Origin of the sequence: Shewanella sp. AS16, assembly GCF_021412365.1 — a bacterium.
In the GTDB taxonomy this organism is placed as follows: Bacteria; Pseudomonadota; Gammaproteobacteria; order Enterobacterales; family Shewanellaceae; genus Shewanella; species Shewanella salipaludis.
Map to the genome: position 1 here is coordinate 79,765 of NZ_JAKCLK010000011.1, position 11,977 is coordinate 91,741.

Below are 11,977 nucleotides of genomic sequence, written 5' to 3' on the forward strand. Positions count from 1 at the left end.
ACCGGTCTAATTAACATTAGACTCAGCGACATGAAAACTGCGACCCAGACCCACTCAACCCGTCAGCATATCCTGGACATAGGCTATAAGCTTATCATTGCCAAGGGATTTACCTGCATGGGATTAGCACAACTGCTGAAAGCGGCCGATGTGCCCAAGGGATCCTTCTATCATTACTTCAAGTCGAAAGAACAGTTCGGCGAGGCCCTGATCACGGCTTATTTCGAGCAATACCAAGAGAATTTGGATGCCCTGTTCGCCAATAGCCGGCTCAGCGGTTATGACAGGTTGATGAGCTACTGGCAGAACTGGTTGAGCATTCAAGCCGACGCCTGTGTCGAGCAGAAATGTTTGGTGGTAAAGCTCAGTGCCGAAGTCGCCGACCTGTCCGAAGCCATGCGGATGGCGCTGTTGAAAGGGTCCGCCGCCGTCATCGGCCGCCTGTCTGCCTGCATAGAAACCGGCATAAGCGACGGCTCGGTCGCCGCTCAGGAGCCACAATCGAGCGCCGAAATGCTCTACCACATGTGGTTGGGTGCCAGTCTGATGAATAAGTTGGGCCATAGCCCTGCCGCGATGGAACGCGCCCTCATCACGACTCGGTCCCTGTTGCAATTTAACGCTCTGCCTTAACCCTTAGATCCATCGCCGGCTCCCCCAAGCGGACGCGGCATTTTCGCGACCGACAACTAGACGACTGGTCTACTAACTAGACCGTACAACGCATTGAGAAGGTACATACATGTTTAATTTTGACTATTACAACCCCACCCGCATCAGCTTCGGCGCAGGCAAGATCCAGGATCTCGACAAACTGGTGCCGCAAGACGCCAAGGTCCTGGTGTTGCTCGGGGGCAGCAGCGCCCGGAAGACGGGCACCCTGGATGAAGTCAAGCGGGCGCTGGGGCAACGCGAATCGCTGGAGTTTAGCGGTATCGAGCCCAATCCAAGCTATGAGACCCTGATGCAGGCGGTTGCCCTGGTCAAGGCGCAACAGATCGACTTCCTGCTGGCTGTGGGCGGCGGTTCCGTCATCGACGGCACCAAATTCGTTGCCGCCGCCGCCATGTTCGACGGCGAACCCTGGGATATTTTGCTCAACTGGGGCGCCAACGTCACTCAGGCCATGCCCTTCGGCTCAGTGCTGACCCTGCCAGCCACTGGCAGTGAAATGAACAATGCCAGCGTCGTCACCCGCAAAGCGCTCAAGGCCAAACTGCCATTTCGTAACGACTTGGTCTATCCGCAATTTTCCATTTTGGATCCGACCAAGACCTTCACCCTGCCCGAGCGCCAAGTGGCCAATGGGGTGGTCGACGCCTTCGTGCATATCACAGAGCAGTATCTCACCTACCCGGTGAATGCCGCGGTACAGGACAGGTTTGCCGAAGGTTTGCTGCAGACCTTGATCGAGCTCGGCCCCCAGGTATTGAGCAATCCTGGCGATTACGACATACGCGCCAACTTGATGTGGGTCGCGACCACGGCGCTCAACGGCACCCTGGGCACAGGGGTGCCCCACGATTGGGCGACCCACATGATAGGCCATGAACTGACCGCACTCTACGACATAGATCATGCGCGCACCCTGGCCCTGGTGTTACCTGCGCTGCTGACGGTCACTAAGGCGAGGAAACGCGAGAAACTGCTGCAATACGCCAGCCGTGTCTGGCATATCACTGACGGCAGCGACGATGACAAGATAGCTACGGCGATCGATAACACCCGTAACTTCTTCGAAGCCATGGGCATAGCCACACATTTATCCGCCTACAATTTAGGGGCCGAGGCTGTGGATGCCGTCATAGCGCAACTGCAAGCCCACGGCATGGTGGCATTGGGTGAACATCAGGATGTCGATCTCGCCATGAGTCGCGACATCCTGACCCTGGCACTGTAAGGCTTTCGCCCTAGAAACAGAGAGCTAGGCGAGCCGCAGCCAACGGCTTGCCGAGCGGCTAAAGCACCTGCCTACGGCTATGAATCACAAGTAAGGAATCAAGATGAATATTCTCATGGTACTGACTTCACACGATAAATTAGGCGACACCGGCCTTAAGACCGGTTTCTGGCTGGAAGAGTTCGCCGCCCCCTACTATGCATTCAAAGATCTGGGGTATGAGGTGACCCTGGCCTCGCCACTGGGTGGCCAACCGCCACTGGATCCCAAGAGCGACGAGCCGGATTTCCAAACCTCTGCCACCCGGCGTTTTGCCGAGGATGCTCAAGCCCAGGCCGCCTTAGCCAACACCCTCACGTTGCGCCATGTCCGGGCCAAGGACTATGATGCAGTGTTTTATCCCGGCGGCCATGGTCCCCTCTGGGATCTGGCCGAAGACGCGGATTCCATCGCCCTGATCGAAGCCTTCCACCTGGCGGGCAAACCTGTCGGCCTGGTATGCCACGCACCGGCGGCGTTGCGCCACACCCAGGCTGCCGATGGCCGGCCACTGGTCGGCGGCAGAAAGGTCACCGGCTTTAGCAACTCGGAAGAAGCGGCCGTGCAACTGACCGACATAGTCCCCTTCCTGGTCGAAGACATGCTGCAGGAGCAGGGCGGCAACTATCTCAAAGGTGATGACTGGAGCCCCTTCATAGCTCAGGATGGCAATTTGATCACGGGTCAGAATCCGGCCTCATCGGCTGCGGTGGCCGAGGCCATGATGGCTCAGCTCACCGACCAGCCCTAACTCAAGCAACAGACTCAAGCCTGCGCCGTCCATGGGCGGCGCACTTTTCAAGGAAGCCGATATGATCACCCTGCACCATCTGAATAAATCCCGCTCGCAACGCATCATCTGGTTGCTGGAAGAGCTGGGGCAAGCCTATGAGATTAAAAGCTACCAGCGTGACAGCCAGACCTTTCTCGCGCCACCGGAACTGCAACAGATACATCCCCTGGGTAAATCACCCGTGATAGAGATAGAGGGGCGCGTGATTGCCGAATCCGGCGCCATTACCGAATACCTGATCGCCAAATATGCCGCCAACAAGCTGGCTCCGGCCCCTGACAGCAGCGACTATGCCAGTTACCTGCAATGGATCCACTTTGCCGAAAGCTCGGCGATACTGCCCCTGCTGCTGCAAATGTTTGTGCAGAAGGATGGCTGCAAGACCCACTTCCTCGAAGGCTATGCCGCCATGGAAATCGCCAAGGTCATGGGGTATCTCAACGAGATGTTGGCAGGTAAGACCTATCTTGTGGGGGAACGCCTCAGCGGTGCCGACATCATGATGTCTTTCATAGTAGAGATATTGGCAAACCAGGGGGAGCTGGGTAAGTTCAGCCACATTCAGGCCTATGCCGAGCGTCTGCAGCAGCATGCCGGCTTCATCAGGGCCAGTCGGCTCGAAGCCGAGCTGGATAATAGCCTGTAAGCGGCCACCGCGCCGTGGCCGCACTCGCGCGAACCGGACAGAAAGCTCATGATTTTTATCTTCAAAGGGGCTAATCTTGGTTAGATTCTTCCATGACTGATAGAGAGTTAGCATGCGCACCCGGATATTCCTTGGTTTGATGTTAGTCGCCTGCCTGGCGCAGGCGACCGTGTATAAGTGGGTCGATAAGGATGGCAAGGTACATTATTCAGATGAGCCCAAGGCGAACGCCCAGGTGCTCGAATTGAAGGAAAACACGCAAAATGCCATAACCCTGCCCCCTCGGGCCCAGGATACGGGTCGGCGATCCGCAACGGCAATGCCAGACGAAGTCCATTACCAACTGAACATAGCCTCTCCCGCCGAAGAGGCCACCATAAGGAATAACAATGGCGATTTCGAACTCAGGGTCGAGGTCACGCCCGAGTTGGCCGGCCAGCACCTGCTCGCCTTATTCATGGATGGCAAGCTGCAGGGCGAGCCGCAGCGGCAGTCGCTCTTCAGCCTCAAGCATATAGATCGGGGCGCGCATTCGTTGCAGGTTAGAGTAGTGACTCAAAACGGCAAAGTCCTTGCATCAAGTTCCCCAAGAAAGATATTTCTTCACCAGGCGGCACAATTTGCCAAGCCAGGAGCGCTACCCAGCATCAAGAAAAATTGATATTAATTCTTTAAATACAGTCTACTAGAATTATTTGTATCTATGCGCTCCCGGGTGAAGTTAAGTTGCAGCACGCACCATTTTGGTGCACCATATTGGTGCAACTCTATTCCGGGAATGGCCGATGGACACAAACAACCTGCTCAACCACTTAGTTACCGCGGTACTTGTCATAGACAAGGAACTCAGGCCTTGTTTCGTCAACGCCGCTGCCGAGCAATTGCTGGGCCTGGGCAGCCATAAACTCACGGAACAGAGCCTGGCGGAACACTATCAGCTGCTGGGGGTCGAAGCTAAACTCCTGATGGACGCAGTGCAGACAGGTCAGGGGCTGACGGTCAATACCACGACGCTCATCACCCTGGATGGCCAGCATCATACGGTCGATCTCACCCTGATCCCCCTGGAACAGGAGCAGACCCTGAGTCTGCTGGAGTTGCGCCAGGTCGATCAGCAGCGCAGGATCCACCAGCAATTGAGTCAGGATGCCCAGCAACAGGCGGCACAATTCCTGGTGCGTAATCTGGCCCATGAGATCAAGAACCCGCTCGGCGGTCTGCGCGGCGCCGCCCAGCTGCTGGCGAGGGAGTTGACCGACCCTGGCCTGAAAGAATTTACCAGCCTCATCATAGAACAGGCGGATCGCCTGCGCAGTTTGGTGGATCGCCTGCTTGGCCCCCAGAGACCGACCCAACATAGCCTGCACAACATACATCAGGTGGTGCAGAAGGTGCTCAAGTTGGTGGAAATGGCCTTGCCGACCAACATACGTCTCAGACGGGATTACGACCCCTCGATCCCGGATATAGAGATGGATGCGGATCAGCTGCAGCAGGCGCTGCTCAACATAGTGCAGAATGCCATTCAGGCGCTCGGCCCCACTGGCGGCGAAATAGTGATCAAGACCCGCACCCAACACCAAGTCACCATAGGCAGCCAGAGGCATAAGCTGGTGCTGGAATTGTCCATCATAGATAACGGCCCAGGGATCCCGCCTGAGCTCATAGATACCCTGTTTTACCCCATGGTCACCAGCAAGGAACAGGGATCGGGTCTGGGGCTGTCCATCGCCCACAACATCGCCAGGTTACACAATGGCCGCATAGATTGTGTCTCCACTCCTGGGCACACGGAATTTATTATTTCATTGCCTATTCACAGCGCCAGATGAGTTCAGCGCCGACGGCCAAGATCAAGATGAGGAAAAACCATGAGTATCAGTGAACAAGTCTGGATCCTCGACGACGACAGCTCCATCCGCTGGGTGCTGGAAAAGGCCCTACACGGCGCCAAACTGAGCACCGCCAGCTTCGCCGCCGCCGAGTCCCTCTGGCAGGCGCTGGAGCTCTCCAGACCCCAGGTCATCATCTCGGATATACGCATGCCGGGGACAGATGGCCTGAGCCTGCTGGAGCGGCTGCAGCTGCATTACCCCCAGATCCCCGTCATCATAATGACGGCCCACTCGGATCTGGACAGCGCCGTCAGCGCCTATCAGGCCGGCGCCTTCGAATACCTGCCCAAGCCCTTCGACATAGACGAAGCCATAGCCCTGGTCGAGCGCGCCCTCAGCCATGCCACGGAACAGACCCAGGTCACCATCAGCGAGACTCAGGTCAAGACCCCGGAGATCATAGGCGAGGCCCCGGCGATGCAGGAAGTGTTCCGCGCCATAGGCCGCCTGTCACGCTCCTCCATCAGCGTGTTGATCAACGGTCAATCCGGTACGGGCAAGGAGCTGGTCGCCGGGGCCCTGCATAAGCATAGCCCCCGCAAGGACAAGCCCTTCATCGCCCTCAACATGGCGGCCATTCCCAAGGACCTCATAGAATCGGAGCTCTTCGGCCACGAGAAAGGCGCCTTCACCGGCGCCGCCAGTGTGCGTCAGGGCCGCTTCGAGCAGGCCAACGGCGGCACTCTGTTTCTCGACGAAATCGGCGATATGCCCCTGGATGTCCAAACCCGCTTGCTGAGGGTGTTGGCCGATGGCCAGTTCTATCGCATAGGTGGCCACTCCCCGGTGCAGGTCGATGTGCGCATCATAGCCGCGACCCACCAGGATCTGGAGCTGCTGGTGCAGAAAGGGGGATTCAGGGAAGATCTCTTTCATCGCCTCAATGTGATCCGGGTGCACCTGCCGCCGCTATCCCAGCGCCGGGAAGACATACCCCAGTTGGCGACCCATTTCCTCGCCAGTGCCGCCAAGGAAATTGGCGTCGAAACCAAGATACTCACCAAGGAAACTGCGCTTAAGCTGTCGCAGCTGCCCTGGCCCGGCAACGTGCGTCAGCTGGAGAACACCTGCCGTTGGTTGACCGTGATGGCCTCGGGACAGGAGATCTTGCCTCAGGACCTGCCGCCCGAACTGCTCAAGGCCCCCCTGGAAAGCCACCCGGCCGACGGCCTGAGCCATAACGACTGGCAGAGTGCGCTAAAGGATTGGATAGACAGACGCCTGGCCGCAGGTGAGAGCGATCTCCTGACCCAAGTGCAACCTGCATTCGAGCGTATCTTGTTGGAAACCGCGCTGCGTCATACCCAGGGACATAAACAGGAAGCCGCCAAACGCTTGGGGTGGGGCCGCAATACCCTGACCCGTAAGCTGAAAGAGCTGTCTATGGACTGAATTCAAGCTAGGAAAAGGGATAGTCTTGGTGTATCAAACCCGGCTATCCCCGCACTCATCCAAGCTGTAATACAATACCTTAGAACTGGTAATGCAAACCGGCGGTGACAGCGGATATCTCAGTATCAAGATCTTTCACTCTCCACCCCTTCTTCGAATCCATATCACCCTTGATGATATCGTAACCCAAGCGTAGGTTCAGGTGCTCGGTTACGGCAGCATTGATGCCCACACCATAGGTCCAGCCCTGACCACTGAAATCTTGATCTGAGAAAGCCGAATCAAACACAACCGCCATAAGGGCGGCACCAGCTTTGGCATAAACTGACAAAGTATCGTTAATCTGGTAACTGAGCTTAGGGGCAAAGGTCCAGGAAGCGGCAGCGACGCCAACATTACCCACGTCTAAATCACCCGACACAAATAAATGACTCTCCAAGCCGAACCATTCATTGAAGTGATACCCACCATACACCCCAAAACCCACGCCAGATTCATCGAAGTCACCATGATTCAACTCCACTTGCATCTGGCCAAGCGAACCACCGACATAGAAGCCGGTTTTGTCTGTTTCCGCGTGAGCCGCAGCCATCCCACAAGTCAAAATCAATATCGACGAAGCAATACTTAAACATTTCATTATCAGTCCCTTGTAATAGAATAATGCCCAGAGCAGCCTATTCGGTTCCCGTCGAGATGTAAATGACCACTTCAGAATATAATTCGACTGTACAGTTTTGATTCAGTTAGCAAAATAAGAACCATAACTCTAAGCCGCCACATGGAGAAATGCTTGTATTCCGTCGAGCCCTGCGGCGCCTTGGCTAGACAGGGTCCTGGTGGATGATGACCTCGGCATGTTCGAATGCCCCCTGGATCCTCAAGCCTGTCTGTTCGGCTATGGCGTGGGCCTCGTTCAGGCTGAGCCGACCATCCAACTCAAGGTGACATTGAATGAAGATGGTCTTGCCCGACTGGCGGGTACGCAGATCGTGTAATCCCCTCACTCTGGCATCCTCCCTGGCCAAGGTAACTATCTCTTGTCTGGTACTGTCATCCAATTCTCTGTCGAGCAGGGACTGCATGGATCTATAGCCCAAATCGATCGCCTGCTGACCTATGAATAAGGCAATAAACAGGGCAAACAAGCCGTCGGCCCACCACCAGCCATACTGGGCCAATACCAGGGCCAACAACACGGCCCCATTCAGGAAGAGATCCGATCTATAGTGCAGCGCATCGGCCTCGATCAGGCTGCTGTTGGTCACGGCTAAGGCACGTTTCTGCAACAACACTAAGGCCAGGGTCAGGAGCATCGCGATTCCCGATACCAAGATCCCCGCCATGGTATGCTCCATGGGCTCAGGGTTGAAGAGGCGCTCGCCACCATGGAATAGCAAGAGAAATGCCGAACCTAAGATGAAGGCAGATTGCGCCAGGGATGCCAGAGGTTCCGCCTTGCCATGGCCATACCTATGCTCATGATCGGCGGGCACTATGGCATAGCGAATGGCGATGAAATTGACTATCGAGGCCAGCACATCGGCGAAAGAATCCGTCAAGGAGGCCAGCATGCTGGCCGAGCCTGACCAAAGCCAGGCGAGGAGCTTGATGATGATCAGGGTCGTAGCCGTCGCAACCGAAGCCCGGCTGGCCAGCTTGACCCAGAAATCATATTGAGAAGTGTCGGTCATGGATGAAAGTATCGGAAAACCATGACCTTTTATAACAGTTTCCGGGATTAACGGCGACCTTCTTTACCTCTGGGTTTCGCCAAATGTTCCTTGTACTTCGCCTGTTGTTCCGAAGTCAGCAGATGATATATTTCATTCTGCATCTTCATCCTCTCTATCTCCCGCGCCTCATGTTTGGCTTCTTGTGCCGATATCAGCTGCCGCGCCTGCGCCTCGTCGAAACTTGTTGCAGTGATCAACGCCAACATCTCATTCCTATGGGCAGCCCTGAGATCTCCCTGCTGACCTTCCGCTTCCCTGGCGGCCTTGTGTTGTTCGAAGAGCTTCTTGACCTCTGATTTCTGCGCCTCGGTCAAATCCAGGCCGCGTAACATACCATGCATGCCATCATGGTGGGCCATCTCCCCCCTCTCATGATGCTCATGGGGGCAAGGCTCAGCCTGGGCACTGGTTGCCAATATTGCAGAGCCAGCCAGGAGTACGAACAGACCCGTTTTCAGTGGGGATAATGTTTTCATAGCAATCACCTCTCTATTCCTGATATTCAACTATAAAGCGGGCCGTTGCGCTGCACTTGAGCACTCGGCCATACTCGAGCCAGTTCAGTCTAGCCCTCTCAATGTCAGTGAGGGTTGGATTAAGGTAAATCATTGTAAACCTGCGACAGTTCGCCTTTCTTTACACTCACTTACACAGCTAAACCGCAATTGACAAGAAAGCGGGTATACTCAGCGTTAGCCTATGCGTTTGCCCCTAATAGCTTGCCGTACAGAGGAAAAATATGAGCCGAATTTTACTCATCGATGACGACCTGGGTCTGGCGGAGCTCCTTGGCCAGTTGCTGGAGCTGGAAGGATTCGAGTTATTCCTGGCCCACGACGGGCAACAGGGCCTGGAGCTGGCGCTTAGCCAGGATGTGGATCTGATACTCCTGGATGTCATGCTGCCCAAGCTCAATGGCTTCGAAGTGCTTAGAGCACTCAGGCAACACAAACAGACCCCAGTGCTCATGTTAACCGCCAGGGGTGATGAGATAGACAGGGTCGTCGGCCTGGAGATAGGCGCAGATGATTACCTCCCCAAACCCTTCAACGACAGGGAGCTTATCGCCCGCATTCGCGCCATCCTGCGCAGAGCCGCCCTGACCACGCAGGATAATCATCAACACCAAGTGCAACAATTCGGTGACCTACGCCTGGATCCTGCCCGCCAAGAAGCCTACTGCAAGGAACAGCTGATCATGCTGACGGGAACCGAATTCAGCCTGCTGTACACCTTGGTGGCACAGGCCGGCGAGTTGCTCACCAAAGATCTGCTCAGCGAGAAAGTGCTTGGCAAGAAGCTTATGCCCTTCGACCGCAGCCTGGACATGCACCTCTCCAACCTCCGCAAGAAGCTCCCCGAGCGCAGCGACGGTCGCCCAAGGGTCAAGACCATACGTGGTAAAGGCTACATCTGGATCCCATGATGCGTGCGATCAAAGCCCCAAACAAACTCTTCATCAAACTGTTACTCGGTTTCTGGCTATGCAGTTCCTTGATCATCGCCTCGATTGGGCTATTGCCTTTGCTGCAACAGAGCCATGACAGGGCGCCACTGCCGCCACAACTGGCAGGGCTGCTCGCCAATATAGCCGAACGTTTGCAGCAGGAGCCCAACCTCATAGACTCGGGATTTCTCCGCCGCTGGGAACACCAGAGAGCGGCTGAGGGTAAGCCGCTGCGCTTGTATTTGGTCGATGAACGTGGCCAGGTGCTGAACACCCACAGAGTCTCCCGGGGCCTGCGCAGTTTCCTCTTGATGGCCGATGAGGCCAGTCGCCCCATCAGCCATCAATTCCGCGATGAACTCATCTTCGGCCCCTACAATTTCAAAGTTAACGATACCCCCTATGCGCTCTATGGAAGACTGCCCGATCACCATCCGCGGCCGTGGTTCTTCTTCTTCATTGAAAACAAACTGTTAACCCTTGGCATGGCCATCTTACTCTCGGGTTTCCTCTGCGGCCTGCTCGCCTGGCATTTAGGTAAGCCATTGGCATCGCTGAAAAATACCGCCGACGCACTGGCTCGGGGTGAGCTCAATAGCAGAGTCGACTCGAAAACCACGGGCCGCAACGACGAAATAGGCCAGCTCGCCAATGCATTCAACAGCATGGCAGAGTCCATCCAGGCCATGGTACTCAGCCAGCAGAGACTGATGGGCGATATCTCCCATGAACTCAGGACCCCACTCACACGCTTGCAACTCTCCCTGGCACTGGCGCGCAAGAAGGGGCAACAGACGGCGGAAAACGAACGCATCGGCTATGAGGCCGAACAACTGGATAAGCTGATCGGTGAGCTGCTGGAACTGTCCAGGGTCACACTCAACAGTCGCGAGGCCAAAGTACAGCTTGGCTTGGCCGAGTCGCTCAGCCAAGTATTGGACGATGCCGAATTTGAGGCCGAGCAACAAGCTAAGCACATACACATCAGCATCCCGGAAGAGCTGGAATTGGCTCACTATCCCAAACCCCTTTCCCGGGCGATAGAAAACTTGCTGCGTAACGCCATCCGCTATGCCAATTCAGAGGTAATACTGGAAGCGAAGGCATTCAAGGATAAGCTGCTTATCTGTATCTGTGACGATGGTCCTGGAATAGATGAAACCGAGTTGGCTGCCATCTTTAAACCTTTCTATCGACCCGATTCGGCAAGGGAAAGAGAAAGTGGTGGCTGGGGTCTAGGGCTGGCGATCACCGAAGCCGCCATCACAGCCCACAGAGGCAAGATCTGGGCGGAAAACCTCCCTCCTCACGGACTCAAGGTCAGCATAGAGTTGCCCTTATAGCTCACAGCACGTCCCTAATTTCTCCTAATAATGCTTCATAGAGAATATCGCCTAAGACACCTGCTCTGTGAAGCGAGTGCCTAGTCTTAAGGCGCAGAAAGCCGGCAATAAGCCGTTATGACAAGAAGGCCACCCCTTTGGGGTGGCTTTCTTGTCATGGGATAAGGGATGCACCTGGAAATAATCAGCTTGGGGTAAACCTCGAGTGCAATGGGCCAAGAGGTTGCGCTTAAGGTACTAAGTAGATTGCTAACTCGTAGCGCGCAGAAGCTTGCCTTTGAAGCCGGGGGACCGCCATGAATGGCGGAAGTGTCGATATAGAAGGAGCATTTATCGACCTACATAGGGAGCAGGCATTCATGCCTGCCTGCCTGAGTGGCAACGTCACTTAATAGCAATGCGCATAGCAATACGGATAAGTTCGCGCCGGACACCCAAAATATCACTCGAGTCCAAACGCAAAAAAGCCACCTTATTCAAGTGGCTTCTTCACTCTCTTACGAGCTCTTACGAGCAATTAGGCGCCTGTCATGGCCAGCTTCGAGCCAAGCTCTCTGCGTTCGGACCTTTTATCTTCCCCATGTTCGAGTGGGCATTTCATAAGCCGTTAAACGAAAAAATCCCCAACACAGTGTGCTGGGGATTTATCGCTTCTCTTACGAGAAAATTAGGCGCCTGGAAATGACCTACTCTCACATGGGGAGACCCCACACTACCATCGGCGCGATTGCGTTTCACTTCTGAGTTCGGGATGGGATCAGGTGGTGCCACAATGCTATGGTTTCC

General features: G+C 55.4%; 11 protein-coding genes, 1 rRNA gene and 1 pseudogene. 9 read left to right on the plus strand and 4 right to left on the minus strand.

All coding sequences use genetic code 11. The features are described from left to right. Positions 1-30 precede the first annotated feature (30 nt). From LZP73_RS17505 to glnG, 7 genes are all read left to right on the plus strand, one after another. The gene (locus LZP73_RS17505) at positions 31-633 is read left to right on the plus strand and encodes a TetR/AcrR family transcriptional regulator (protein WP_234236241.1); all 603 of its coding nucleotides are present in this window, start codon (positions 31-33) and stop codon (positions 631-633) included. A gap of 109 nt (positions 634-742) precedes the next feature. After that, entirely contained in the window at positions 743-1,900 is a 1,158-nt protein-coding gene (locus LZP73_RS17510; protein ID WP_234236242.1) for an iron-containing alcohol dehydrogenase, read from the plus strand. A 103-nt stretch (positions 1,901-2,003) separates the two neighbouring features. Beyond that, positions 2,004-2,690, plus strand: coding sequence for a type 1 glutamine amidotransferase domain-containing protein (locus LZP73_RS17515; RefSeq protein WP_267960232.1), 687 nt, complete (start codon positions 2,004-2,006; stop codon positions 2,688-2,690). Between the two features lie 61 nt (positions 2,691-2,751). After that, positions 2,752-3,378 (plus strand): glutathione S-transferase family protein, encoded by a 627-nt coding sequence (locus LZP73_RS17520; RefSeq protein ID WP_234236243.1) that lies wholly within the window; start codon positions 2,752-2,754, stop codon positions 3,376-3,378. Between the two features lie 112 nt (positions 3,379-3,490). Next, positions 3,491-4,039, plus strand: a complete 549-nt coding sequence (locus LZP73_RS17525; protein ID WP_234236244.1) for a DUF4124 domain-containing protein — start codon at positions 3,491-3,493, stop codon at positions 4,037-4,039. Between the two features lie 124 nt (positions 4,040-4,163). Then, positions 4,164-5,210, plus strand: a complete 1,047-nt coding sequence (gene glnL, locus LZP73_RS17530; protein ID WP_234236245.1) for a nitrogen regulation protein NR(II) — start codon at positions 4,164-4,166, stop codon at positions 5,208-5,210. Between the two features lie 39 nt (positions 5,211-5,249). Further along, complete coding sequence (glnG, locus tag LZP73_RS17535) at positions 5,250-6,665, plus strand: nitrogen regulation protein NR(I) (RefSeq protein ID WP_234236246.1); 1,416 nt, start codon at positions 5,250-5,252, stop codon at positions 6,663-6,665. Between the two features lie 142 nt (positions 6,666-6,807). Here the strand turns inward: glnG and LZP73_RS17540 are convergent. The 3 genes and pseudogenes from LZP73_RS17540 to LZP73_RS17550 form a co-directional block, all read right to left on the minus strand. Beyond that, positions 6,808-7,305: pseudogene (locus tag LZP73_RS17540) on the minus strand (porin family protein); the annotation flags it as partial. Positions 7,306-7,489: 184 nt separating this feature from the next. Continuing rightward, positions 7,490-8,359: a cation efflux pump FieF gene (gene fieF, locus LZP73_RS17545; RefSeq protein WP_234236248.1), complete on the minus strand. Its 870-nt coding sequence runs from the start codon at positions 8,357-8,359 to the stop codon at positions 7,490-7,492. A gap of 47 nt (positions 8,360-8,406) precedes the next feature. After that, entirely contained in the window at positions 8,407-8,877 is a 471-nt protein-coding gene (locus tag LZP73_RS17550; RefSeq protein WP_234236249.1) for a Spy/CpxP family protein refolding chaperone, read from the minus strand. 263 nt (positions 8,878-9,140) lie between these two features. On the opposite strand from LZP73_RS17550, the gene LZP73_RS17555 reads away from it, so the two are divergent. Together LZP73_RS17555 and LZP73_RS17560 are read left to right on the plus strand one after the other, a co-directional pair. Continuing rightward, the gene (locus LZP73_RS17555) at positions 9,141-9,827 is read left to right on the plus strand and encodes a response regulator (RefSeq protein ID WP_234236250.1); all 687 of its coding nucleotides are present in this window, start codon (positions 9,141-9,143) and stop codon (positions 9,825-9,827) included. Next, positions 9,827-11,191 (plus strand): ATP-binding protein, encoded by a 1,365-nt coding sequence (locus tag LZP73_RS17560; RefSeq protein ID WP_234236254.1) that lies wholly within the window; start codon positions 9,827-9,829, stop codon positions 11,189-11,191. The genes LZP73_RS17555 and LZP73_RS17560 overlap by 1 nt, the downstream gene beginning before the upstream one ends. Positions 11,192-11,864: 673 nt before the next feature. Here LZP73_RS17560 and rrf read toward each other — a convergent pair. Further along, a 5S ribosomal RNA gene (rrf, locus tag LZP73_RS17565) occupies positions 11,865-11,977 on the minus strand; the annotation flags it as partial.

Excerpts from the sequence above, each read along its gene's own strand:
- LZP73_RS17505 (WP_234236241.1), top strand. The coding sequence starts at position 31 with ATGAAAACTGCGACCCAGACCCACTCAACCCGTCAGCATATCCTGGAC.
- LZP73_RS17560 (WP_234236254.1), top strand. The coding sequence starts at position 9,827 with ATGCGTGCGATCAAAGCCCCAAACAAACTCTTCATCAAACTGTTACTC.
- fieF (WP_234236248.1), bottom strand. The coding sequence starts at position 8,359 with ATGACCGACACTTCTCAATATGATTTCTGGGTCAAGCTGGCCAGCCGG.
- LZP73_RS17555 (WP_234236250.1), top strand. The coding sequence starts at position 9,141 with ATGAGCCGAATTTTACTCATCGATGACGACCTGGGTCTGGCGGAGCTC.
- LZP73_RS17520 (WP_234236243.1), top strand. The coding sequence starts at position 2,752 with ATGATCACCCTGCACCATCTGAATAAATCCCGCTCGCAACGCATCATC.
- LZP73_RS17525 (WP_234236244.1), top strand. The coding sequence starts at position 3,491 with ATGCGCACCCGGATATTCCTTGGTTTGATGTTAGTCGCCTGCCTGGCG.
- glnL (WP_234236245.1), top strand. The coding sequence starts at position 4,164 with ATGGACACAAACAACCTGCTCAACCACTTAGTTACCGCGGTACTTGTC.
- glnG (WP_234236246.1), top strand. The coding sequence starts at position 5,250 with ATGAGTATCAGTGAACAAGTCTGGATCCTCGACGACGACAGCTCCATC.
- LZP73_RS17510 (WP_234236242.1), top strand. The coding sequence starts at position 743 with ATGTTTAATTTTGACTATTACAACCCCACCCGCATCAGCTTCGGCGCA.
- LZP73_RS17515 (WP_267960232.1), top strand. The coding sequence starts at position 2,004 with ATGAATATTCTCATGGTACTGACTTCACACGATAAATTAGGCGACACC.
- LZP73_RS17550 (WP_234236249.1), bottom strand. The coding sequence starts at position 8,877 with ATGAAAACATTATCCCCACTGAAAACGGGTCTGTTCGTACTCCTGGCT.